Annotated in this window: 20 protein-coding genes and 3 pseudogenes; 17 read left to right on the forward strand and 6 right to left on the reverse strand. The window is 67.1% G+C overall.

The window, feature by feature from the left end; genetic code table 11:
* Positions 1-11 precede the first annotated feature (11 nt).
* The 8 genes from H0X90_RS02230 (at position 12) to H0X90_RS02265 (ending at position 9,770) form a co-directional block, all read left to right on the forward strand.
* Positions 12-971, forward strand: coding sequence for an ABC transporter permease (locus H0X90_RS02230; RefSeq protein WP_034203512.1), 960 nt, complete (start codon positions 12-14; stop codon positions 969-971).
* Positions 971-2,839, forward strand: coding sequence for an ABC transporter ATP-binding protein (locus H0X90_RS02235; protein ID WP_006498164.1), 1,869 nt, complete (start codon positions 971-973; stop codon positions 2,837-2,839). The genes H0X90_RS02230 and H0X90_RS02235 overlap by 1 nt, the downstream gene beginning before the upstream one ends.
* 139 nt (positions 2,840-2,978) lie before the next feature.
* A complete protein-coding gene (locus tag H0X90_RS02240; RefSeq protein ID WP_077189013.1) occupies positions 2,979-4,313 on the forward strand; it encodes an FAD-binding oxidoreductase in 1,335 nt (444 codons plus the stop codon).
* A gap of 23 nt (positions 4,314-4,336) precedes the next feature.
* Complete coding sequence (locus H0X90_RS02245; RefSeq protein ID WP_034203514.1) at positions 4,337-4,768, forward strand: helix-turn-helix domain-containing protein; 432 nt, start codon at positions 4,337-4,339, stop codon at positions 4,766-4,768.
* Between the two features lie 119 nt (positions 4,769-4,887).
* The gene (locus H0X90_RS02250; RefSeq protein WP_077189014.1) at positions 4,888-5,622 is read left to right on the forward strand and encodes a cupin domain-containing protein; all 735 of its coding nucleotides are present in this window, start codon (positions 4,888-4,890) and stop codon (positions 5,620-5,622) included.
* Positions 5,623-5,624: 2 nt separating this feature from the next.
* On the forward strand, positions 5,625-6,950 hold the full coding sequence (locus H0X90_RS02255; RefSeq protein ID WP_006498167.1) for an FAD-binding oxidoreductase: 1,326 nt from the start codon (positions 5,625-5,627) through the stop codon (positions 6,948-6,950).
* A gap of 93 nt (positions 6,951-7,043) precedes the next feature.
* The gene (locus H0X90_RS02260; protein WP_077189015.1) at positions 7,044-8,513 is read left to right on the forward strand and encodes an aldehyde dehydrogenase family protein; all 1,470 of its coding nucleotides are present in this window, start codon (positions 7,044-7,046) and stop codon (positions 8,511-8,513) included.
* A gap of 69 nt (positions 8,514-8,582) precedes the next feature.
* Positions 8,583-9,770 (forward strand): M20 aminoacylase family protein, encoded by a 1,188-nt coding sequence (locus tag H0X90_RS02265; RefSeq protein WP_006481894.1) that lies wholly within the window; start codon positions 8,583-8,585, stop codon positions 9,768-9,770.
* A 105-nt stretch (positions 9,771-9,875) separates the two neighbouring features.
* Here H0X90_RS02265 and H0X90_RS02270 read toward each other — a convergent pair whose 3' ends face one another.
* Positions 9,876-11,396 carry a diguanylate cyclase gene (locus H0X90_RS02270; protein WP_006498170.1) on the reverse strand — a complete coding sequence of 507 codons (1,521 nt, stop codon included), beginning with the start codon at positions 11,394-11,396 and terminating at the stop codon, positions 9,876-9,878.
* 325 nt (positions 11,397-11,721) lie between these two features.
* Here H0X90_RS02270 and H0X90_RS02275 point away from each other — a divergent pair, with 325 nt between their 5' ends.
* Positions 11,722-13,017: an MFS transporter gene (locus H0X90_RS02275; protein ID WP_006481900.1), complete on the forward strand. Its 1,296-nt coding sequence runs from the start codon at positions 11,722-11,724 to the stop codon at positions 13,015-13,017.
* Positions 13,018-13,075: 58 nt separating this feature from the next.
* Positions 13,076-13,858: a substrate-binding domain-containing protein gene (locus H0X90_RS02280; protein WP_062886025.1), complete on the forward strand. Its 783-nt coding sequence runs from the start codon at positions 13,076-13,078 to the stop codon at positions 13,856-13,858.
* A 24-nt stretch (positions 13,859-13,882) separates the two neighbouring features.
* On the opposite strand, the gene dctA is transcribed toward H0X90_RS02280, so the two are convergent.
* The 3 genes from dctA to H0X90_RS02295 form a co-directional block, all read right to left on the reverse strand.
* Positions 13,883-15,211, reverse strand: a complete 1,329-nt coding sequence (gene dctA, locus H0X90_RS02285) for a C4-dicarboxylate transporter DctA (RefSeq protein WP_077189016.1) — start codon at positions 15,209-15,211, stop codon at positions 13,883-13,885.
* A gap of 34 nt (positions 15,212-15,245) precedes the next feature.
* Positions 15,246-16,169 carry a LysR family transcriptional regulator gene (locus H0X90_RS02290; protein ID WP_006498172.1) on the reverse strand — a complete coding sequence of 308 codons (924 nt, stop codon included), beginning with the start codon at positions 16,167-16,169 and terminating at the stop codon, positions 15,246-15,248.
* A 136-nt stretch (positions 16,170-16,305) separates the two neighbouring features.
* Positions 16,306-16,497 (reverse strand): hypothetical protein, encoded by a 192-nt coding sequence (locus tag H0X90_RS02295; protein ID WP_059722993.1) that lies wholly within the window; start codon positions 16,495-16,497, stop codon positions 16,306-16,308.
* A gap of 559 nt (positions 16,498-17,056) precedes the next feature.
* Between H0X90_RS02295 and H0X90_RS02300 the strand changes: the two genes are divergently transcribed.
* From H0X90_RS02300 to H0X90_RS02310, 3 genes are all read left to right on the forward strand, one after another.
* Positions 17,057-19,195 carry a polysaccharide deacetylase family protein gene (locus H0X90_RS02300; protein WP_077189017.1) on the forward strand — a complete coding sequence of 713 codons (2,139 nt, stop codon included), beginning with the start codon at positions 17,057-17,059 and terminating at the stop codon, positions 19,193-19,195.
* 33 nt (positions 19,196-19,228) lie between these two features.
* Entirely contained in the window at positions 19,229-20,464 is a 1,236-nt protein-coding gene (locus H0X90_RS02305; RefSeq protein WP_006498174.1) for a S53 family peptidase, read from the forward strand.
* A gap of 106 nt (positions 20,465-20,570) precedes the next feature.
* The gene (locus H0X90_RS02310; protein WP_060263493.1) at positions 20,571-21,584 is read left to right on the forward strand and encodes a hypothetical protein; all 1,014 of its coding nucleotides are present in this window, start codon (positions 20,571-20,573) and stop codon (positions 21,582-21,584) included.
* 179 nt (positions 21,585-21,763) lie between these two features.
* Here H0X90_RS02310 and H0X90_RS02315 read toward each other — a convergent pair whose 3' ends face one another.
* Complete coding sequence (locus H0X90_RS02315; protein WP_006481895.1) at positions 21,764-22,078, reverse strand: hypothetical protein; 315 nt, start codon at positions 22,076-22,078, stop codon at positions 21,764-21,766.
* Between the two features lie 519 nt (positions 22,079-22,597).
* Here H0X90_RS02315 and H0X90_RS02320 point away from each other — a divergent pair.
* From H0X90_RS02320 to H0X90_RS02330, 3 genes and pseudogenes are all read left to right on the forward strand, one after another.
* Positions 22,598-23,150: pseudogene (locus H0X90_RS02320) on the forward strand (PAAR domain-containing protein).
* A 3-nt stretch (positions 23,151-23,153) separates the two neighbouring features.
* Positions 23,154-23,774, forward strand: coding sequence for a type VI secretion system amidase effector protein Tae4 (locus tag H0X90_RS02325; protein WP_077189018.1), 621 nt, complete (start codon positions 23,154-23,156; stop codon positions 23,772-23,774).
* A 44-nt stretch (positions 23,775-23,818) separates the two neighbouring features.
* A complete protein-coding gene (locus tag H0X90_RS02330; RefSeq protein WP_227739740.1) occupies positions 23,819-24,112 on the forward strand; it encodes a hypothetical protein in 294 nt (97 codons plus the stop codon).
* A 41-nt stretch (positions 24,113-24,153) separates the two neighbouring features.
* Here the strand turns inward: H0X90_RS02330 and H0X90_RS02335 are convergent.
* Positions 24,154-24,405: pseudogene (locus H0X90_RS02335) on the reverse strand (phage late control D family protein); the annotation flags it as partial.
* Here H0X90_RS02335 and H0X90_RS35670 point away from each other — a divergent pair.
* Positions 24,403-24,510 (forward strand): annotated as a pseudogene (locus tag H0X90_RS35670) (histidine kinase); the annotation flags it as partial. The pseudogenes H0X90_RS02335 and H0X90_RS35670 overlap by 3 nt on opposite strands.
* Position 24,511: the final 1 nt, after the last annotated feature.

A 24,511-nucleotide genomic window follows, 5' to 3' on the forward strand; every position in this document is an offset into this window, starting at 1 on the left:
AGATGCCGCCCATGCACCCGACCGAACCCGTTCATCGCAGCAGCGCGCTGCCGCCGTCAGGCGACCCGCGCGCGCCGTGGGGAGGCGCGACGCCGCCCGCCGCGCCGTCCCCCGACCAGCCCCGCAAGCGCCGCGGCGCACGCATCAGACTGACGACCGGCGGCCGCGTCGGCCTGTCGATGGTCGGCCTGATGCTGTTCATCGCGGTGTTCGCGCCGCTGCTCGCGCCGCACGACGTCGGCGCGATCGTCACGCCGGATGTATTCGCGCCGTTCGGTGCGAAGCTGCCGTTCGGTTCCGACTTCCTCGGCCGCGACATGCTGAGCCGCATCCTGTACGGCACGCGGCTGACCGTGCTGCTCGCGCTGGCCGCGGTGCTGCTCGCCGCGCTGACCGGCACGACGCTCGGGCTGCTCGCGACCGTGTCGGGCCGCGCGGTCGACGAGACGATGAGCCGGCTGCTCGACGCGCTCACGTCGATTCCGTCGAAGATGTTCGCGCTGATGTTCGTCGCCGCGTTCGGTTCGTCGCTGCCGCTGCTGGTGCTCACCGCCGCGGTCAGCTACATGCCGGGCTCGTACCGGATCGCGCGCGCGCTGGCCGTCAACATCAGCACGCTCGAATTCGTGCAGGTGGCAAAGGCGCGCGGCGAGAGCGCGCTGTACATCGCGTGCGTCGAGATGCTGCCGAACATGATCCACCCGATGCTGGCGGATACCGGGCTGCGCTTCACGTTCGTCGTGCTGCTGCTGAGCGGCCTCAGCTTTCTCGGCCTCGGCGTGCAGCCGCCGTATGCGGACCTCGGCTCGCTCGTGCGCGAGAACATCGCGAGCCTCGGCGACGGCTCGGCCGTCGCGATCATGCCCGCGGTCGCGATCGCGATCCTGACGGTGGGCGTCAACCTGTTGATCGACGGTCTGCCGCATCGCGGCCGCCGCAAGGGCGCGGCCGGCGCCGCCGGAGGACACTGATGCGACACGAATCGAACCCGCTCGTCGAGGTGCGCGGGCTGCGCGTGGTCGGCGGCCGGCCGGGCGGCGAGGAAACGACGATCGTCCACGGCGTCGACTTCGACATCGGACGCGGCGAGGTGCTCGCGCTGATCGGCGAATCGGGCTCCGGCAAGACGACGATCGCGTTGTCGCTGATGGGCCATGCGCGCGCCGGCTGCCGGATCGCCGGCGGCTCGGTGAAGCTCGACGGCTCCGACGTGTGCACGCTTTCCGCCGCGGAGGTGACCGCGCTGCGCGGCCGCAAGGTCGCGTATATCGCGCAGAGCGCCGCCGCCGCGTTCAATCCGTCGCGCACGATTCTCGACCAGGTGATCGAGAGCGCACTGATCCACAAGACGATGACGAAGCGCGACGCGCAGGCGAAGGCGATCGAGCTGTTTCGCGCGCTCGCGCTGCCGGAGCCGGAGACGATCGGCAAGCGCTATCCGCACCAGGTCTCGGGCGGGCAGTTGCAGCGGCTGATGGCCGCGATGGCGCTGATCACCGATCCGGAACTGGTGATCCTCGACGAGCCGACCACCGCGCTCGACGTGACCACGCAGATCGACGTGCTGCAGGCGTTCAAGCGCGTGATCCGGCGCTACGGGATGAGCGCGGTGTACGTGTCGCACGACCTGGCCGTGGTCGCGCAGATGGCCGACCGGATCGTCGTGCTGAGCGACGGCGTGATCCGCGAGGCGGGTGCGACCGAACAGATCCTGCATGCGCCGACGCATCCGTACACGCAGAGCCTGATCGCGGCGGTCACGCCGAACGATGCCGAACGTGGCGGGGAAGTGCGACGACCGGCCGCGCCGGCGCCGCTGCTCGACGTGCGCGGCGCGATCGCCGGTTACGGCGGCCGCGCGGCGAACGGCTGGCCCGCGAAGGTGATCCTGCATGAAGTCGACCTGCGCATCGGGCGCGGGCAGACCGTCGGCGTGATCGGCGAATCCGGTTCCGGCAAGACGACGCTCGCGAAGGTGATCGCGGGCCTCGTGCCGGCGACCGGCGGCGAGATCCTGCTCGACGGCGTGCCGCTCGCGCGCGATATCGGCAAGCGCACGAAGGAGCAGCATCGCCGCGTGCAGATCGTGTTCCAGAACGCCGATACCGCGCTCAATCCGGTGCATACCGTCGAGCGCACGCTCGCGCGGCCGCTCGCGTTCTATCACGGGATCAAGGGCGCGCGTGCGCGGCAGCGCGTCGCGGAACTGCTCGAACTCGTGCGGCTGCCGCCGGCGGTGGCCGCGCGGCGTACCGGCGAATTGTCCGGCGGGCAGAAGCAGCGCGTGAATCTCGCGCGGGCGCTCGCCGCCGAACCCGACCTGATCCTGTGCGACGAGGTCACGTCGGCGCTCGACACCGTGGTCGGCGCCGCGATCATCGAACTGCTGCGCGACCTGCAGGCGAAGCTCGGCGTGTCGTACGTGTTCATCACGCACGACATCGCGAAGGTGCGCGCGATCAGCGACGACATCGTCGTGCTGTATGCGGGCCGGCGCGTGGAGACGGGCAGTCGCGACGCGCTGTGCGCGCCGCCTTATCACCCGTATTCGCATCTGCTGGTGTCGTCCGCGCCGGAGTTGCGCGCGGGCTGGCTCGACGATGCGGCCGAGCGCTGCCATCGTCCGCTGGTGCCGATCGGCGAGCGCGAGCACGAGGCCGAGCTGTGTCCGTTCCTGTCGCGCTGCGCGATGCGCGTGGACGGCGTGTGCAACCGCACGGCCCCGTCGCTGCGCACGCTCGGGAACGGCGCGCAGGTGCTGTGCCATCGCAGCGAGGAGGATCTCGCGCGCTTCCAGGCGGAGCCGGCGCCCGCGGGTGTCACGCCGGTGCAGCTGTAGTCCGTGGCGCGCGAACCGTGCGTCGCGCGGCGCGGTGAACGGCCCGCCGCATAGTCTGCTGCGGCGGTCGCGCAAAACGGCGATTTGTACGCGTGCCGCGCGCGAATACGCGGCAACTGCGGTTTTTGACGGTGATTAAATGATTCGCATTGAACGGTCGCCGATCGTCGTTGCGGGAATGCTCGAGAAGAATCCGATGAAACTGGAATCGTACTGGCTGGATACCCGTCCCGCGTTTCGCGCGGGCAGCGTCGGGCCCGTCGAAGGGCGGGCCGACGTGGTCGTCATCGGTGGCGGTTTCACCGGCTTGTCGGCGGCGCTCGCGCTCGCGCAGCGCGGCGTCTCGGTGGTCGTGCTCGAAGCCGTGCAGGTCGCGAGCGAAGCGTCCGGCCGCAACGGCGGCCAGTGCAATACGGGCGTCGCGCAGGACTACGCGTCGCTGGCCGCGCGCATCGGCGCCGCGCAGGCGAAGCAGTTTTATCTCGCGTACGAAAGCGCGGTGAAGAGCGTCGAGACGATCGTGACCGAACAGGCGATCGACTGCGATTTCCGGCGAACGGGCAAGCTGAAGCTCGCCGCGAAACCGCAGCATTTCGCGGGGCTCGAAAAGACCTTCAATGCGTTGCGGCGCGACGTCGATCCGGACATCGAGCTGATCGAGCCGTCGCGGATCCGCGATGAAATCGCGTCCGACGGCTTTTACGGAGGGCTCCTGCAGCGCAACGGCGCGCAGATGCACATGGGCAAGTTCGGCGTCGGGCTCGCGCAAGCGGCCGTGCGGGCCGGCGCACGCGTGTACGAGCAAGCGGCCGTCACACGGCTCGACCGGCTGGACGGCGAGCGCCACCGGATCACCTGCACGCGCGGCACGATCGTCGCCGATCGCGTGCTGGTCGCGACCGGCGCGTCGCAGCACGGGCCGTTCGCATGGTTCCGGCGACGCATCGCGCCGGTCGGCAGCTTCATCGTCGTGACCGAGCCGCTGCCCGACGCGCAGTTGAACCGGCTGTTTCCGCAGCGCCGTGCGTACGTGACGTCGCGCCAGATCGGCAACTATTTTCGCGTGACGCCCGACAACCGGCTGCTGTTCGGCGGCCGCGCGCGTTTCGCGATGTCGAGCCCGCGCTCCGACGCGAAGAGCGGCGACATCCTGCGCGCCGGCATGGCCGGCTATTTCCCCGAGCTGGCCGGCGTGCGGCTCGACTATTGCTGGGGCGGGCTGGTCGACATCACCGCCGACCGGCTGCCGCGCGCGGGCCAGCACGACGGGCTCTATTACTCGATGGGCTACAGCGGGCACGGTGTGCAGATGTCGGTGCACATGGGCCGCGTGATGGCCGACGTGCTGTATGGCGCGGCCGCGTCGAACCCGTGGCGCGCACTCGACTGGCCGGCGATACCCGGCCATTTCGGGCACGCGTGGTTCCTGCCGCTCGTCGGCGCGTATTACCGGATGCAGGATTTCCTGCATTGAAGCGAGCGCCGGGAGAATTCGACATGACAGTGCAATTCGTGGGCTCGCCGCGTGTCGCGCGGCCCGTGTCGCCGGCGATCGGCGACGTGCTGCGCACGATCGACGCGGCGTTCGCGCAGCCGCTGAACCTCGACACGCTCGCGGCGGTGGCCGGGTTGAGCGTGTCGCGTTTCACCGCGCGCTTTCGCAGCGAAACCGGTCTGTCGCCGCACCGGTATCTGTGTCTCGTGCGGGTGCGGCGGGCACAGGACCTGTTGCGCGCGGGTCTCGCGCCGTCGATCGTCGCGACCGACGTCGGCTTCTTCGATCAGAGCCACCTGTGCCGGCATTTCCGGCGCGTGCTCGGGATCACGCCGCGCGACTACGTGGTCGCCCGAACGGCCGGCGCGCCGGTGCGAGCGCCATCGACGCGCGTGCGCGGCGAACGCCGCGAAGCGTCGTGTCACGCGGCATAGGCGCACGCATGGACGACATGCGCCGCCGAGGCGTTCCGGCAGGAGCGCCGGCGAGCGACGATTTCCGATATCGCGTGACGGCTTCGAACCAGGTCGCCACGCATTGCACAGGAGCAGAAATGACCGCAGTTTTCGTGTTGCACCGGGCCGACGGCGCACCGTCTTCCACCGCCTTCCGCCAGCAGGGGTTCGGCGCGAGCGATCCGTTCGCGGCGCATCGCGAGATTGCGTGGGAAGGCCCCGACGCGATGGCCGCCGGGCGCATCGCCTTCGTGGGCGCGCTGGACGTGGCGAGCTTTCCGCACGTCGAAACCCTCGTCGTCGTCGAAGGCGAACTGACGCTCGAAGCGGCCGGCGCCGCGCCGCTGGTGCTCGGTCCGCGACAGGGTGCCGTCATCGGCTGCGGCACCGCGCTGCGCATCGCCGCGCAAGCGCCCGTGCGGCTGACGTTCTGCGCGGCGGCGTGCGAGACACCGACGAAGCAAGGTCTCTTCGCGCTGTACGCCGACGCGGACTTCAAGCCGTCCGCGACGCTGCCGGTCGAGGTGCTGCTCGGCCCCGCGCCGCAATGCCGCAGCGACAACGTGTTCACCGACGACGGCGCCGGATACTGCGCGGGCACGTGGGATTCGACGCCGTATCACCGGATCGTCCGGCCGCATCGCGCCAACGAGTTCATGTTCCTGCTGGACGGCGGCGTACGGTTCGCCGCGCCCGACGGCAGCGTGCTGGCACTCGGCGCCGGCGATGCGCTGTTCGTGCCGCGCGGCGCGTCGATCGGCTGGGAAAGCAGCGAACGCGTCGCGAAGTTCTACGTGATGCAGACCGTCAACGCCCCCGTCGAGCGAGACTGAACATGTCCCCTCCGTTGCGTCATATCGAAACCTTGTCCACGCCGCCGGCCGCGGCCGACGTCGTCGTGATCGGCGGCGGCATCATCGGCGTCTTCACCGCCTACTATCTGGCCCGCCGCGGCGTATCGGTCGCGCTCGTCGAGAAGGGCCGCATCGGCGCCGAACAGTCAAGCCGCAACTGGGGCTGGTGCCGGCAGCAGAACCGCGACGCGCGCGAGTTGCCGATGGCCAGCAAGAGCATCGATCTGTGGGAACGATTCGCCGCCGAATCCGGCGAAGACACGGGCTTTCATCGCTGCGGGTTGCTGTATCTGAGCAATGACGACGCCGAGCTGTCCCGCTGGGCCAGCTGGGGCGAATTCGCGAAGACCGCGGGCGTGACCACGTATATGCTCGACAGCAAGCAGGCCGCCGAGCGCGGACGGGCGACCGGGCGGCAGTGGAAGGGCGGCGTGTTCTCGCCGACCGACGGCACGGCCGACCCCGGAAAGGCCGCGCCGGCCGTGGCCGCCGCGCTGATCAAGCTGGGCGGCAGCGTCCACCAGCACTGCGCGGCGCGCGGCATCGAGCTGGAGGGCGGCCGGGTCGCCGGCGTCGTCACCGAGGCCGGCGTCATCAAGACGCGCACGGTCGTGATGGCCGGCGGCGCATGGGCGTCGTCGTTCTGCCGGCAGCTCGGCATCCGGTTTCCGCAGGCGTCGATCCGTCAGTCGATCCTGAGCGTGTCGCCCGTCGAAACGCCGCTGCCGGAGGCGATGTACACGTCCGGCGTGTCCGTGACGCGACGCAGCGACGGACGCTATGCATTGGCGATCAGCGGCCGCGCGCGCGTGGACCTGACGCCGCAGTTCCTGCGCTTCGCGCCGCAATTCGTGCCGATGTTCGCGAAGCGCTGGCGCAACCTGCTGCCGGGCGGCCTCGAAGGCGTGCGGGGCGGCCACGAAACGCTGAAGCGCTGGCGCCTCGACGCGCCGACGCCGATGGAGGCGGTGCGCATCCTGGATCCGAAGCCCGACATGCCGACGGTCGCCGAAACCTACCGCCGCGCGGCCGAACTGTTGCCCGAGCTGCGCGAAGCGAGGATCACGCACGCGTGGGCCGGCTTCGTCGACAGCACGCCGGACGGCGTGCCGGGCATCGGCGAAGTGCCGGGCGTGCCGGGGCTGATCCTCGCGGCCGGGTTTTCGGGGCACGGCTTCGGGATCGGCCCGGGCGCCGGGCACCTGATCGCGGATCTCGCGACCGGTGCGCAACCGCTCGTCGATCCGGCGCCGTATCGGCCCAGCCGGTTCGCCGAATCCGCGTGGGGCAAGGTCGCGGATTTCTAGCGGGCGGCCGCGACGCGTTCCGACCGCTGCTTCGGCTCATCACGGCCTTCGCCGTGCGTCGACGCACGGTATCGACTCAAGGATATTCCTGCCATGCATTCCCCCGTCAATTCACCGGTTCATCGCCTGATGCAAGCCGGAAGGCTGGATCGGTTCTTCATCGACGGCGACTGGGTCATGCCCGACGGCCGTGACAGGTTCGCGGTCGTCAGCCCGTCCACGGAAGACACGCTGTGCGAGATCCCGCTCGGGAACGCACATGACGCCGATCGCGCGGTGCAGGCCGCGCGCCACGCGTTCGAACGCTGGTCCGCGACTTCACCCCAGGAACGCGCCGCGCTGCTCGACCGCATCCATGCGTTGATGCTGGAACGCGCCGAGTTGTTCGCCACGGCACTCGCGCTGGAGATGGGTGCGCCGCTCGGCTATGCTCGCGGCGCGCACGTGCCGCTCGCGGCCGAACATATCCGGGTCGCACGCGACAACCTCGCGCGCTACCCGTTCGTCGAGCGGCGCGGGACGACCGCGGTCGCCCGCGAGCCGATCGGCGTGTGCGCGCTGATCACGCCGTGGAACTGGCCGATCTACCAGATCACCGCGAAGGTCGGGCCGGCGCTCGCAGCCGGCTGCACGGTCGTGCTCAAGCCGAGCGAGCTGTCGCCGCTCAGCGCGCTGCTGTTCGCGGAAGTGATTGCCGATGCGGGCGTGCCCGCCGGCGTCTTCAATCTCGTGAGCGGCAGCGGCGAAACCGTGGGGGCCGCGCTTGCGTCGCACCCGGAGGTCGACATGGTGTCGATCACCGGATCGACGCGGGCCGGCGTGCTGGTGGCGCAGGCGGCCGCCACCACCGTCAAGCGCGTCGCGCAGGAGCTGGGCGGCAAGTCGCCGAATATCGTGTTGCCGGATGCGGACCTGTCGCGCGCGATCCCGCCCGGCGTGGCCGCCGCGTTCCGCAACATGGGGCAGTCGTGCAGCGCGCCGACCCGCATGATCGTGCCGCGCGCCGTGCTCGGCGCGGTGGAGGCGCTGGCCGTCGCGGCGATGCAGGGACTCATCGTCGGCGATCCGTTCGACGACGCAACCACGCACGGGCCGCTGGCCAATCGCGCGCAGTTCGGCCGCGTTGCACAGATGATCGACGTGGGCATCGACGAACGCGCGAAACTGATCGCCGGCGGCCCCGGCCGACCCGCGGGGCTCGACCGCGGCTTTTATGCGCGGCCGACGATTTTCTCCGACGTGCGCACCGACATGGCGATCGCGCAGCAGGAGATCTTCGGCCCGGTGCTCGCGATCCTGCCTTACGACACCGTCGACGAAGCGGTCGCCATCGCGAACGACACGGTTTACGGGCTCGGCGCGCACGTGCAAGGCACCGACAAGGAACACGTCCGCGCGGTGGCCGCCCGCATCCGGGCGGGGCAGGTGCATCTGAACTACCCGGCCTGGGATCCGCAGGCGCCGTTCGGCGGGTACAAGCAGTCGGGCAACGGCCGCGAGTACGGGATCGAAGGGATGGAGGAATACATGGAGATCAAGTCGATCGTCGGCTGTTACGACTGACCCAGCCGCCGCGCGCGACACGCGCCGGCATGACGGCTGCAAGCCCGCTACTTTCCGAAGGTGCCTAAATTGGACAACCCCGTCACTCCCGTCCCGTCGCTGCACGCGCATCACGCGCACTGGGCAAAGCTGCGCCGCGACCTGCATGCGCATCCCGAGTTGCGATTCGAAGAACACCGGACCGCCGACGTCGTCGCCCGCGAGCTGGAGGCGCTCGGCTATGCGGTGTCGCGCGGGCTCGGCGGCACGGGCGTGGTGGCGAGCCTGCCCGGCGCGGACCCGGGCCGCGGCATCGTGCTGCGCGCCGATCTGGACGCATTGCCGATCCACGAAGCCAACGACTTCGCGCATGCATCGTGCACGCACGGAATCATGCACGCGTGCGGCCATGACGGTCATACCGTGATGTTGCTCGGCGCCGCGCGCGTGCTGAAGGCAATGCCGCAGTTGCCCGGCACCGTCCATTTCGTGTTTCAGCCGGGCGAAGAGGGCGGCGCGGGCGCGCGCAGGATGATCGACGACGGGCTGTTCGAGCGATACCCGACGGAAGCGGTATTCGGCATGCACAACTGGCCCGGGTTGCCGGCCGGGCATTTCGGATTGCGTACCGGCCCGATCATGGCTGCCGGCTCGCGCTTCAGGATCACGGTCACGGGCAAGGGCGCGCACGCGGCGCAGCCGCATCTGGGCATCGATCCCGTGCCGCTCGCGTGCTCGATGGTGCTGCAGTGCCAGACCATCGCCGCGCGGCACAAGGACCCGGTGGATCCGGCGGTCATTTCCGTCTGCATGTTCCATGCGGGCACGACCGACAACGTGATTCCCGACACCGCCGAGCTGCGCGGCACGATTCGCACGTTGTCGTCGGCATTGCAGCAGCAGTTGCAGCGCGACGTCCGGCTTGCGTGCGAGGGGTTGGCGCATGCGTATGGTGCGCAGGTCGACGTCGAGTTTTTTCAATACTATCCGGCGACGGTCAATACGCCGGCCGAGACGGCGCTGTGCGAAGCGGTGATTCGCGCGACGTTCGGCGACGAACGCCTGTCCCGCGACGTGCCGCCGAACATGACGTCCGAAGACTTCGGCTTCATGCTGGAGGAGCGGCCGGGCGCGTACGTGCTGATCGGCAATGCGCAGGACGGCGCGACGGCACCGTCGCTGCATCATCCGAAATACGACTTCAACGACGACATCATTCCGGCCGGGGTCCGGTACTGGGTCGAGCTGGCGCAGCATTACTTCATGCGCTCGTCGTGATGCGTCGGGGCGGGGGGAGGACCGGTTGACGGCTGGTCTGTCGGGCGTCGTCTGGTCGCGGCGCACCGCCGGGCGAACGCCACGCGCCGATGCCTTTTCCCCGCTTCACGCCGGCTGCGCGACCGGCTCCGCCTGCGCGCGACACACACGATTCCTTCCTTCGCGCTTCGCTCGGTAGAGCGCCATGTCCGCGTCGTGCGTCAGCGCATGCACCGACACATGCCGTGCGCGCCGGCTGGTCGCGCAGCCGATGCTGACGGTGAAGGGCGGAACCGTTTCCGCAAACCCGTCGAGCCGGTTGCGTTCGACTTCGCGGCGAATCGCGTCGGCGACCCGCGCGGCCCCGTTTTCATCGGTATCCGGCAACACCGCGACGAACTCCTCGCCGCCGTAGCGCGCGGCGAGGTCGCCGCGCCGCCGCGTATGCGCGCGGATGCATTCGGCGAGAAAGCGCAGCGCCGTGTCGCCCAGCGCGTGCCCGTGCCGGTCGTTGTACTGCTTGAAGTGATCGGCGTCGATGAACAGCACCGAGAGGCTGCCGCCGCTGCCGCGCTGCAGCCGTTCCCATTCGTCGGCCAGCGCGGTATCGAGCGCGCGGCGATTGTGCAGCCCGGTCAGCGGATCGGTGCGGGTGAGGTCGGTCAGCAGCGTCTGCTTGCGGAAGTTGTCCCGCAATGCGAAGGCCAGCAGCCAGACCACCGCGCAGAACGATGCGCCGATCACGGATGCCGACACGCCGACCGTCCACGACAGGCGCCGGATGCCGGCCAGCACGTCGCTTTCGGCCGGCGCGACGACCGCGATCAGCGGGGTGCCCGGTATCCGCTGGTAGGTATACAACCGCATGGTGCCGTCGATGCTCGATCGCGCGGGATAGAAGCCCGATTCGCTGTTCACCATCCGCTTGAAGGATGTCGAACGACGCAGGCGGCTCATCTGGCCGTCGTTCAACGACGGGTTTCTCGCGAGGATCGTGCCGTCCGCGCGCACGATCGCGCTGACCCCGTTCGGCCCGACATCGAGGCGGGACAGAAGCTGCTCGAAATAGGCGAGATCGATGGCGACGACCGCGATCCCGTCGAACCCGTGATCCGGCCGCTCGATGCGCCGCGACAGCGCGATGGACTCCTTGTCGCCGCGCGAGCGCGCGCGATAGGGCTGGGAGACGTAGAGACCGAGATTGTCCGCATCGCGATGGACCTTGAAGTAATCGCGATCGCTGAAGTCCCAGCGATGGGTCGCGCTGCAGCAGCCGTCGATCAACCGGCCGTGCCGGTCGGTCACGCCCATGCCGGTCACGTACTGCGCCGCGGTGCGCTCGAACAGCAGGTCGTGCCGCAATCCGGCGTCCATGCGCTGTACGGACGGCTTGCCGAGATCGACGGTCAGCGCGATCAGCGCGTTGTTCGACGTTTCGACCGTCCTCGAGATCTGGCTCGCCAGCACGGCCGCAACGTTGCGCGACGTCTCGTGCGCGTGCTCGACGACCTCGCTGCGCGCGGCCCACAGCGTCACCGCGCTGATCCCGAGCGCCGCGAGCGACATCAGCGTGCCCAACGCACCGACGACGAGCGGGTTGCGTCCGGCCCAGTCGGCGATTTTCTCGATCGAAGTGAATGCGGGCATGCTCGCGCTCGTTTGGGACGCCGGCTGCAATGGCGCCGGCGCCGGTCAAATTCTCGTTAACGGCACGGTTAACAAAAAATCGAGGCCCGCGTGATGGCCCGCCGACGATGGCGGCATCGCACGGCGACGCAAACGTATGCGGCCTCGCAGCGAGATGCCCGAGTGCCGTCCGGACCTGCGCAGCATTTGCCAACTGATAACGACACTGCATCAATCGTTCCAAAAATCGCACTTATCGTTTGAGCGATACCGCGCCAACATGCCGGAAAACGACAATCAGACCAGTCCCTCCCGCGTATTCCAGGATTTTCAGGAGACACCCTCGATGCATCCCTCGTCCAGCCTTCCGGCCGAACGCTCGAAGGCCGCCGCGATCTTTCGCGTCACGGCCGGCAATTTTCTCGAGCAGTTCGACTTCTTCCTGTTCGGCTTCTACGCCACGCAGATCGCCAACGTCTTCTTCCCCGCGCAAAGCGAGTTCGCGTCGTTGATGATGACCTTCGCCGTGTTCGGCGCCGGCTTCCTGATGCGGCCGCTGGGCGCGATCGTGCTCGGCGCGTACATCGACGAGGTCGGCCGCCGCAAGGGCCTGATCGTCACGCTGTCCATCATGGCGAGCGGCACCATCCTGATCGCGTTCGTGCCGGGCTACGCGACGATCGGGCTGCTGGCGCCCGTGCTCGTGCTGATCGGCCGGCTGCTGCAGGGCTTCTCCGCAGGCGCCGAACTGGGCGGCGTCTCGGTCTATCTGGCCGAGCTGGCGACGCCTGGCCGCAAGGGCTTCTTCACGAGCTGGCAATCGGCGAGCCAGCAGGTGGCGATCGTCATCGCGGCGGCCCTCGGTTTCGCGCTCAATCAGTGGCTGAGCGCATCGCAGATCGCCGCCTGGGGATGGCGCGTGCCGTTCTTCGTCGGCTGCATGATCGTGCCGTTCATCTTCATGCTGCGCCGCAACCTGGAGGAAACCCAGGAATTCAAGGCACGCAAGCATCGTCCGGGCATGAAGGAAGTGTTCGGTACGCTGGTCCAGAACTGGGGCGTCGTGGTCGCCGGCATGATGCTGGTCGCGATGACCACCACGAGCTTCTATCTGATCACCGTCTACGCGCCGACCTTCGGCAAGACGGTGCTGCACCTGAGCACCGCCGACAGCCTGCTCGTGACGCTCTGCGTCGGCGTGTCGAACTTCGTGTGGCTGCCGATCGGCGGCGCGCTGTCCGACCGGATCGGCCGCCGGCCGCTGCTGGTCGGCATGACGATGCTCACCGTCGCGACCGCCTACCCGGCGCTGTCGTTCCTTGCGCACGCGCCGTCGTTCGCCCACATGCTGCTCGTGCTGCTCTGGCTCTCGTTCATGTACGGCATCTACAACGGTGCGATGGTCGTCGCGCTCACGGAGGTGATGCCGGTGCAGGTGCGGGTCGCGGGCTTCTCGCTCGCCTACAGCCTCGCGACGGCCGTGTTCGGGGGCTTCACGCCGGCCATCTCGACCGGGCTCATTCACATGACCGGCGACAAGGCCGCACCGGGCTACTGGATGAGCTTCGCCGCGGTGTGCGCGCTGCTGGCGACGTTCGCGCTCTATCGCCGGCACGCCGCGACGTTGACGCCGGCGCATTGATGTCCGGCCCGGCCGGAACGTTCATCCCACCCACGCATTCGTACGACCACGACCAACCATGAGAAATCTGCTCCTGAAATGCTGCGCGACCGCGCTCGTCGCCACCGCGGCGGTGGCGGCCAACGTCCAGGCCGCCGAGCTGCACGTGATGAGCTCGGGCGGCTTCACCGCCGCCTACAAGGTGCTCGGCCCCCGGTTCGCGTCGACGACCGGCAATACGCTCGACACCGCGCTGGGTCCGTCGATGGGCAAGTCGCCCGAAGCGATTCCGAACCGGCTCGCGCGCGGCGAGCCCGCCGACGCCGTCATCATGGTCGGCTACGCGCTGGACGATCTGATCAAGCAGGGCAAGGTGATCCCGGGGTCCCGCGTCGATCTGGCCGACTCGCGCATCGGCATGGTCGTGCGCGACGGCGCGGCCAAGCCCGACATCAGCACGGCCGAAGGCCTCAAGCAGGTGCTGCTGCACGCGAAGTCGATCGCCTATTCGGACAGCGCGAGCGGCGTGTATATCGAGCGCGAACTGTTCAAGAAGCTCGGCATCGACGAGCAGGTGAAGTCGAAGGCGAAGATGATCCCGCGGATTCCGGTGGCGTCGGTGGTCGCGAACGGCGACTACGAAATCGGCTTCCAGCAGGTCAGCGAGCTGCTGCCCGTCAAGGGGGCGTCCTTCGTCGGCAAGATTCCCGAATCGCTGCAATCCGTCACGCGCTTCGCCGCCGGCATCCCGGTCGGCGCGCAGCATCCGCAGGAAGCGAAGGCGTTGCTCGACTATCTCGCATCGCCCGACGTGCAGGGCGACGTGAAATCGACCGGGCTCGATTCGGTTTCGGCTCATTGAGCCGGAGAGACGGGAAGGCTTGGGTCAGCGTGCCTTCCCGTCCCCGCCCGCATGGGCCGCGATACCGTCTTCCTCGACTCCGTTCGGCGAGGCCGGCCCGGCCATCGCGAGCGTCCGCACAAGCCGCGCACGATCGCACGCCCCTTCCCACGACGACACGAAAATCACCGCGCACGCATTGCTGATCACGCTGGTCAGCGCGCGCGCCTCCGACATGAAGCGGTCGATCCCGACCAGCAGCGCCACGCCGGCGACCGGCAGGTCGGGCATCACGGCGAGCGTCGCGACCAGCGCGACGAGCCCGCTGCCGGACACGCCGGCCGCCCCCTTCGACGTGAGGAGCATGATCGCGAGCATCGTCGCGATCTGCGACGCGGAAAGGGGAATGTCGCACGCCTGCGCGATGAACAACGCCGCGAGCGTCAGGTAGATCGCGGTACCGTCCAGATTGAACGAATAGCCGGCCGGCAGCACGAGGCCGACGACGCCCTTGTCGCAGCCGAGCGCTTCCAGCTTGACGATCAGGCGCGGCAGGACCGGCTCCGTGGACGAGGTCGCGAGGACGATGAGCAACTCTTCGCGCAGGTAGCGCAACAGCCGCCACAGCGCGAAGCCGTGCAGTCGCGCGAGCGGTGCGAGCACGCCCGCGACGAACAGCACGCAGGCCACGTAGAAGACCATCATCAGCTTCGCCAGCGAGCCGACCGAGCCGATGCCGAAGCGGCCCACCGTGAAGGCCATCGCACCGAATGCGCCGAGCGGCGCGAGCCGCATGATCATCGCGAGCACGCGAAAGACGACCTCGGCGAAGCCGTCGATCAGCGCGAGAACGGGCCGGCCGGCCCGCGGGTGCGCGTTCAGCGAGAAGCCGAACAACAGCGACAGCAGCAACACCGGCAACACTTCGCCGTTCGCGAACGCGCCGAGCATCGTGTCCGGGATCACGCCGAGCGCGAACGCCACGAGCCCGGGCGGCGCCGCATGCTTCACATACGGGGCGAGGAGGTTCGCATCGAGGTGATGGACATCGATGTGCATGCCGGCGCCCGGTTGCAGCACGTACGCGGTGACGAGCCCGAGCGCGAGCGCGGCGGCGGTCAATAGATAGAAGAGCGCGAGCGCCCGCACGATCGTGCGGCCGATGGCCTGCCCGTTCGACAGCGACGTGATGCCCGACACGATCGTGCAGAAGACGATCGGCGCGATGGTCATCTTCACCAGCGCGACGAACGCGTCGCTGAGCGGCTTGAGCATCGCGCCCGCCGCCGGCCACACGTGGCCGATGCCCATGCCGAGCATCATCGCGAGCAGGACCTGCACGTACAGCGATTTGAGCAGCCGGGCCCGCCTCACGATGCGGTCGTCCTTCGTTTCCGTTCCGGCGCCGTCATGCCGATGTACCGCTGTCGGCGGGGCTGCCGCGCTTCGCGTCGACGACCATCCGGTGAAATGCCTCGGCGGCGGGCGTCAGCGCGCGCCCGCGCCGCTTGACGATGCCCACGCGCCGTTTGACGACCGGTTCGACGAGCGGCACGCTGGTGATGACAGGGTGGTCGTGCCCCGGCATCGCCATCGACGGCACCGCGGCGACGCCGAGCCCCGCCTCGATCAGCCCGAGCAGGGTCGTGACGTGGCGCGTCTCGCAGACGCTCGGCGTGCGCGGCGCGACGGCCGCCAGCGCCTGGTCGAGCAGCAGGCGGTTACCGGACGTCTTGTCCACCGATACGTAATCGTGCGCGTAGAGTTCGTTCCAGGTCACGCGCTTCTTGCGCGCGAGCGGATGGTCGCGGCGGCAGGCGGCGACGAACCGTTCCTGGAGCAACACCTTGAACTCGATCTCCGCCTCCTGGCTGCCGATGAAGCTCACGCCGAAATCCGCCTCGCCGCTGATCACCGCGCCGAGCACCTCGTTCGCGCTGGCGTCGAGCAGTTTCACGCGGATGCGCGGAAAACGCTGATGATAGCGGGCGATGATGGGCGGCAGGAAGTAGTAGGCGACCGACGGCACGCAGGCGATCGTCACATGGCCGAGGCGGCTCGATGACACGTCGCGGATGCCGAGCAGCGCGGCGTCGAGATCGTCGAGCAGTTGTTCGGCGCTCTGGGCGAACACGCGGCCGACGGTGGTGAGGGTCACGCGGCGCGTGGTGCGCTCGAAGAGCCGCACGCCGAGCGCGTCCTCGAGCTTGTCGATCCGGCGGCTCAATGCGGGCTGGGACAGGCTGATCGCATCGGCGGCCTTTCGGAAACTGCCCGTTTCCACGACCGCGCGAAACGCCTGCAAGTCCGTCAAATCGAAATTGATGCCCACGGGGTCACGCTCCGCCACTCGGATTTCAGATGCGGAGCATTTTGCATGATTCCGCCGGTAGCCGGCGTATTGCGTCGTTCGCGCGGCAGCGATGGCGCGGCGCGGTGATCCCGCTGGCCGCGCCGCTTCCGGACACTCAGCGAGCCGGATCGGACGGAGGTTTCGTCTCGGACAGGTCGTCCTCGTGAACCTCCGCCTGGCGCACCGTGGTGCCGTCGTCGCCGGTTTCGGAAATATCGGTTTCGAAGGTCCGCTGCCCGTCGTCGGGCTTCTCCGCGGGCTTCGCGTCGCCGGTTTGCTTGCCTGTCTGTTGCTGTTGACGTGTCATCTCGCTCTCCTGATCGCAACCTGGAATGTTGCGCACCGTTCAGGCGAGCAAGGCGCGGGCCACGCCGGTGTTGCACGGCAGAATCATTTTCCGTTGATGCCCGGCGTGCTTGCCGATGCCCGACGCGGCCGGCAGCGAGCGCGAGCCCCGGCCGACACAGCGCCAAATAGCGTCACATCGTCCATCTTGCCCGCGGCCGCCGGCTTCGCTCCATTACGCGCGACATGCGCCGTATCGACGCTGCAACGTTTTGCGCTCGATTTTCGCGTCCCGGATGCTCGACCTTGCCCATGGCCGGCCCTACGGCGCGGTTGCGAGACTGGCACGTTGTTCGCTTCACCGGTCGTAGTGGGAACGATAGCCGCCGAGCACCCGTGATCGTCCGACCATTCGACGCGCATGCGTCGCGGGGTGTCCGACAACACGGCACGTTCGCGCTTCGCCGCCAGTCGACGGCGCCACCCGACCGACGCAGACCGCCCGTCGACGATGAGCGGGACGCTCGGGCCGTGACGCGTCGAGCATCGGCGGTCGTCCCACCTTCTACGGGGAGATAAAAATGTTGGCCAAGTCAATCCGGACCCTACGAGCCGTGCTGATCGTCTTCTCCGTTTGCCTGATGACGCTGGCACCCGGGCGGGCGAGCGCACTGTCGAACCAGTTGCTGTTGCTGCTGCCGGACAACTTCACGCTGCCGGACCCGCGGGTGTCCGCGTGGCTCGATTCGGCGGCGGAAGAGGGGCTGCAGATCGCGCTGATCAGCGACACGCAATTCAAGCAGGGCGGCACGTCGCTGCAGCAGTACCAGGGCCTCATCCTGCCCGACCAGGTGCATACGGTCGCCGACGATACGCTCGTGAGCGCCATCCAGACCTACGCGTTGAACGGTGGGCGCGTGATGCTCGTCTATGATTTCGGCGTACTGAACGCGGCAGGCTTCTATCCGGCCGGGCAATCGCGCTTCAGCTCGATGGCCGGCGTCAACTACGTGCTCTACGATACGCTCGGCGGGAACATGATCGGCCTCGGCAGCGTGACCGGGATGGGCAGCACGTTGCGCGCGCTGCAGATTCCGCCCGGAAAGTCGATGACATGGCCGGGCACGACGGCGGCCGCGACCGCGTCGGCCACCACCCTGTCGAGTACGTCGACCGGCTCGACGACGAATCCGCCGCTCTACCTGCAGCCGAGCACGTCGAACCCCGGCGGGCTTGCCGGTTACAACCATCAGGCGTACTTCACGTACAAGACGGTGAACGGACGCATGACCGGCGTGCCGGTGAATCTCGGGCGCGTGTCGACCGGCGCAAGGGTCGGCTCCGGATCGTACTGGCCGAGCTCGACGAGGCCGTCGTCGGCATCGACATCGATGTCGATGAGTGGCGCGACGTCGTTCGCGAGCACGTCGCCTGCCGCGACGACCGACGTGCTCGAAGGAATCTCCGGCTACGTCTACGGTTTCCTCACCTATCCGAGCTACGTCACGCAAGGCACGTATACCGGCACGACGCTGCTGACGTCGCCGAACTTCGGGCTCGTCGCCGGCTATCAGGCGTATGGAAACGGCGGCGTGATGTTCGTCAACCTGCCACTTGCGTATCTCGACGGACAAACCGACAGCATGCCGATCCACGGCTTCCTGCGTTACTTCACGACGAACGTCCTGTCGATGCCGCGCCTGTCGCTGCAGCCGCGTGCCCAGGCCGGGATGGTCCTGAACTGGCACTTCTGCGCGGAGGACCAGATCCAGCCGGCGCAGTACCTGAAGAATTACGGTATCTGGAACAGCGGCCCGTATTCGATCGTGATGACGGCCGGCCCTGACGACGTGACGATCGGCGATGGTCTCGGCATCAACCTGACGAACAACACGCAGGCGAAGCAACTGGTCGCGTTCCTGCTCAAGCGCGGTCACAACGTCGGCAGCCACGGCGGCTGGGCGCACGACTACTGGGGGGCGAACGCCAGCGAAACGAACGCGGGCACGTTCACGCAGTACCTGGTGCTGAACCGCAATGCGGTGCAGTCGGTGACGGGCAAGCCGGACATCGAATGGGCGGCGCCGGAAGGCAATACGCCGACGTGGGCGGTGAACTGGCTCGAATCGAACGGTTACTCCGGCTACTACTTCACCGGCCATACCGGCAATGCGCAAACGCGTGCGTATCGCAACGGTTCGCTGCTGAATCCCGGCATCTGGGCGTTTCCGGTGATGCCGTTCGGCAAGTACGCGACGTTCGAGGAGTTCCAGGAGTTCGCGGTACCGACCGCGGACGTGCAGAACTGGTATCTGTCGCTGATGGATTTCGTCGTCGCGAACCGCACGAGCCGGCTGATCTACATGCATCCGCTCGGCGCGTCGTGGTATCCGAACGTCGTCACGACAATCCTGAGCCGTGCCGCGTCGCTCGCGAAGACCGGCCAGTTCAAGTGGTTCACGATGGATCAGCTCACGCAGTTCGACCGGCGCCGTCTGCTCGTGAACTGGACGGCGACCGACACCGGCACCGGCTGGACGTTCAGCGCGACGCACCCGAGCAGCCTGCAGGACATGACCTGGCTGCTGCCGAAGAGCACGTATCAGATGCCGAGCGTGAAAAGCGGAAGCGCAACGATCGTGAGCACCGATCCGGTCAACTGGCTGGTCATCGCGGGCACGGGCAAGTCGCTGTCGTTCACGAGCACGAAGGCGCATTGACGCGCGCCGGCGCCTTGATCAACGGGGAACATCATGAAGCGAGCTTCGTTTGCGCGTGCGCTGCGGATGCTGGTCGTTTCGGCGAGCATCGCGCTCTTGTGCGGCGTGTCGTTCGCCCAGTCCTCACCGCGCGCGCCGCGCGGGTTTGCACGGCCGCCGCTCCATCTGCACGGCGCCGCGAAACGGAATCCGGCCGGCCTGTCACCGCAGCAGATCCGCCGTTTCTACGGGTTCGATCAATTGCCGGCGCGCGGCTACGGTGGCGACGATCAGGTCGTCGCGATCGTCGATGCGTACGACAACCCGAACGTCGAGGCGGATCTGCGAACGTTCAGCCGCACGTTCGGCCTGCCGCCGTGCGCGTCGCCGCGCTGCTTCACGAAGGTGTACGCCACCGCCGACAAGCGTCCGCCGCCGCCCGACGCACTGTGGGCGCTCGAGAGTTCGCTCGACGTGCAGTGGGCGCACGCGATCGCACCGAATGCGCGGATCGTGCTGGTCGAAGCCGCATCGAGCTCGCTCGATGACCTGATGAGCGCGATCGCGCTCGCGACGAGTCCGGCCCCGGGCGGGGTCGGTGCGAAGGTCGTGTCGATCAGTTGGGGGACCGGGGAGTTCCTGGCCGAAACGCAATTCGACGGGCAGTTCGCCAGCGCGAACGGCGTGTCGTTCGTCGCAGCATCCGGCGACGGCGGCAACGGGATCGACTACCCGGCCGCGTCGCCGTACGTGCTGAGCGTCGGCGGCACGTCGATCGCGACCGATGCGAGCGGCGCCTATGCCGGCGAAACGGCATGGGCCGGCAGTGGCGGCGGACAGAGCGCCGTCGAGACGGAGCCGACGTATCAGTCGAACTTCCGGATTCCGTCGGATAGCCTCGGCTTGCGCGGGCTGCCCGACGTCGCCTATGACGCAGATCCGGCATCCGGCTTCGCGGTCTACGATTCGTACGGCTATGCGGGGCAGGGCGGGTGGTTCGTGGTCGGCGGCACGAGCGCGGGCGCACCGCAATGGTCCGCGTTGATCGCGATCGCGAACAGCTTGCGCATCGCGCACGGCAAGACGACGCTGAATGCGGTGAGCGCGCTCCAGACCGTGCTGTACGGGCTCGCCGCCAGCGCCTACGCGGCGAACTTCCGCGACATCGTCAGCGGTTCGAACGGCGCATGCGGCGCGCTTTGCACTGCGACAACCGGATACGACTACGTAACCGGCCTCGGGCGCCCGATGGCCGCCAATCTGGTCCAGGCGTTGATCGCCGCGCCGTGACGCGTACCGCAGCGGAAGAGCGCGGGCTGGCTCCATCCCTCGCGGCCTCCTATAATCGCCATCAGCTTGTCCGGGAAGTCGCGGTTATCAAGGCGAGGGAGGGCAAATGGGACCGTACCGTCGCATCTATTCGCGCGTCATCCTCACGAGTTCGATCGCCGGTCTGGCCATGCTTGCTGGCCCGGGCAACGCGCATGCCGAGGACAGTGCGTCGAGCTTGCCGATCGACTTCAAACCATCGGAAAGAACGATCAACGCCTATGCGGTGTATGGCGACGGACGCGCGACCGAGGGGGGCGACATGCATTGGCGCGCCTACGAAGTCGGCTTCGGCGACGTCCTGAACGACTACCTGTCGGTCTACCTCGCGTATCTGAACGAGGGGCATCCGCTGGATCACCACCGTGACGGCTTCGCCGCGCTGGGCTCGTTTCGTTGGCCGGTCGGCGGTCGCGTGGCGCTCGAACTGTCGGCCGGGCCGTATTTCAGCATGGACACCACGCATGTCGACAATCAGGCGCGCAATGAAAAGCGCTGGGGCGTGCGTGCGTCGGCAGCGGTGCGGTATTACCTCGTGCCCAATCGCTTCTTCCTCAAGCTGCAGTACAACCACGTCCAGATGTTCAGCGGATTCAATTCCGACGCGGTGCTGTTCGGCATCGGCTCGGATTTTGGCGGTGATCCTGGCCCGGCGCTGTCGGACGGCAAGACGCAGGTGAGCGTTTGGGCTGGGACGTCGCAGACGAACCGCCCCCAAGTACCGATCGAAAAGGGCTACATGATCGAAGTCAAACGACCGTTCGGCAATGCGTGGGCCTATTCGGCGAGCTTCGTGTACGAAGGCAACAATGGCGTCGCGGGCCGAAGGGGCGTGGCCGCGCAATTCTGGTACGTCGCGCCGATCAAGAGCAAATGGACGCTTTCGGCCGGTGTCGGTCCGTATCTGTCGCATGACCGGGACGAGGTCTCGCGCAAAACGAGGCTCAATGCGTTGCTCAGCGCGCTGGTGACCTATCAGGTCACGAACGATTGGGCGGCGAGCTTGCGCTTCAATCGCGTCGCAACAGGTAACAACAAGGACCAGGACATGTTCATGGTCGGCCTGGCGCGCAATTTCTGACGGTGTGACGTCCGCGACTTCCTCGGGCCGATCGACGATGCGCGTCCGACGCGAAGACGGCGCGGGTGTGTCGCGACCATCACGCGTGGCGGGCTTTTTCAAACCGCCGTTTTCCGTCAGTGTTATGTCGTCCTGCTTATCACGATCGCTCGAACGTTAACTTCCGTTCCGGCCGCCTTTTACGCGTCTTTCAGCCACGGCATTTCCACGGGCGACACGATCAGTTGCCGGAATTCGCGCTTCAGATCGAAGATGAAGCCGACCAGAATCATGGAATCGGCGTAAGGAATCGGGAAAACATGCGGATTTTCCGGCGTACGCAACGGGCGCTCGGGCGTGTCCGCTGCCGCCGCGGCGTTCTCGCGAACGCTTTCCAGCTCGTCGGCCATGGCCGGGCCGTTGACTTTCAGCACACGGCTGCGCAGCTCGCTCAAGGGCTCGATGCGTGCAGCGTCTTCGTGGTATTCGGGCACTTCGTAAACGAACCAGGACATTTTCGTCTCCTGTGAGAAGGGGCGCTATTCTAACGCTGCGCGCGGATCCGCTGGAAACCGTCCTCGGGCTGGCCGCCGCCACGCCGGGAGCATTACGTTGCACACGACGTGATACTGAAGATGGAGGTTGTCGATTTCGACCCCAATTTGTCGATAATCAGCATTATGTAAAATCTAGTCATTCGCGGCTGGAACGTCGCGGACAAAATCCGCCGAGCCAAGCGCGAAGGCACGTTCACAGCCGCGCTCGCCAAGTGGCGCACGCTCGCGCTGAATCTCCCGCGCTCGTGGCGATCTGGCCCCTCTGGACCGGTATCGGGCCACCTACCTACATCCCCCATAAACGTCGATCAACGTGGAGCGCGGCGAAGGACGAGGCCGACCGCGCCGGACGCCTCTACACGTCGTTGCTACCGGGCGCGAACCGCTCGGCTTGATAGAATCCCGGGCAATCATCCAAACAAAACTGAGAGAGGCCGACGGGCGCCGCGCCGACGCCGTATTTCGAAGAGCACACGTATGTTGCGAAAAATCGCAGTCGTCGGGGACACGTTGTCGAGCGGCGGTAGCGTCCTGCCGCACGGCGGGCCACCCATCACCATGAGCGGGCATCAGGTCGTTGATCGGCGGCCCGGCCTTCTGCGCGGTCTGCAAGGCGACAGGCGTTATCGCGAAGTCTGGCGGGCCGTACCGCATGAGCATGGCAGGCGAATCAGCGCTCGATCAGGACATCGTGCTGTGCGGATGCCCTCGGCCACCAAAAATCATTGCAGCGCTCGGCGGCGAAGCGTGGTGCGACGACATGGTTGAGGGGCACGGCAAGGTTGTATCGAGCCTGACCGCCACGGGCGGCGTTGCAGCGGTCAAGAAAGGCGCGTTCGATGAGCAGGTGAAGGCAACCGAGCATCAAGTCGAAGGCTTGCCGTACTACATCGAAACGGCCGACGGCCGCGTCCATTTCGGGCGCCTGGACGCGAGCGGAACATTGCCGCGCATCTACACCGGAGACGATCCGGGCGCCTATACCGTCCATTGGGGCGACGACGCGCTCGCCAAGCACCACGGGGAATGATCGATGCCGCACACGAAACCAACAAAGATCGACACGAACACGCAAGCAGGCTCGCAGAAAGAAATCCCCGTGAAGGCGATCACGTTCAAAGAGCTTTGGGACGCCTACCCTTCCGGCAACCCGTACGACAATCCGGATTACACGAACCAGTGTGCCATTCGCATGAGCGTGACCTTGCATCGGGTCGGCGTCGGCATGAAGTCGTTTTCGCAGGAAACGGTAAAGCCCATGTCCGGCTCACCGACCATCGGTCGAATAATCCTTGACGGAAAGCCGACGGCAACGCGCGCGGATGAACTCGGGGAATGGTTGCAGCATCAGCCCTTCGCCGGGCTACCGAAGGCCGAAAACATCACCGGCGCCGATTGGGAATCGAAGGTGAAGGGGCGCACCGGCATAATCCAGTTCTCGCGCTACTGGACACGTGACGGCGAAGCCACGGCGAACGCGAGCGGCGGGCACATCGACCTGTGGAACGGTTCGCGCCTGACGGTGAGCAGCGCACCCGATGCAGTCGCGACGTTCAGTCGGGCACTCGGTTTTCAGTCGTTCGCGCCCGGGACATCGTTCGGGTGGTCCGACCTTCGGAATGCGAAGCAGATCCTTTTCTGGGAAATCAAATAATGCGGCGCCTATTGGGAACGATCGGATTTGCGATTGCGGGGCTCGTGAGCGTGATCGCCTGGTCCGCGGTCGATTCTCGCCTATGCACGGTGATCAAAAATTGGTGTACGCCACCGGCCGGGACGTGTGGCGGCGGCGTCGATGCATGCGCTGCAACGACACACGCCACAATCGATCTGTTTGTCTATTTGTTCGGGCCGCCGATTCTGTTCGCCGCGCTTGGATTTTTCGTGTTTGCTCGCCGGCGACCGACCCATATCATTGCCACGTACCTTGTCGGCGCGGTGATCGCTCAATGGGTACTGTGGTTCGTCGGGATACGCATCCTTCACATCTGACGTCAGCCCATCAATAAAGCCCGCGCTTGTGCGGGCTTTTTCTACTTTCCTCCCTTCCGGAAATGCGTCCTGTGCCGATCCGTCGTCGGATCGTCGCGCATCTCCATTTCAAGTATTGACGTGAACCCGCCGTTACCGTCGATCCGGGAGACAACACGTTTCACGAGCCACGGCGTCGAATCGATATCCGGTTTGAAACCCTTCGCGTTCACGGTCATTTCCGGGTACACGTCGGCCCGACCGAGCGCCAGCGTCATATCGAACGTTGCCTGTCCGCGCTGTGTGCGCGCGTAGCCCGAATTATCAGTCTCCATGGCGAGCGCGGCCGCGTGTCGGTCGGCACGAATGCCGAAGCCATGCGGGGCGTAACCGCAACCTTGCAGATTCCGATTGCCTGAC

This window comes from Burkholderia sp. 9775_39, assembly GCF_015712225.1.
In the GTDB taxonomy this organism is placed as follows: Bacteria; Pseudomonadota; Gammaproteobacteria; order Burkholderiales; family Burkholderiaceae; genus Burkholderia; species Burkholderia cenocepacia.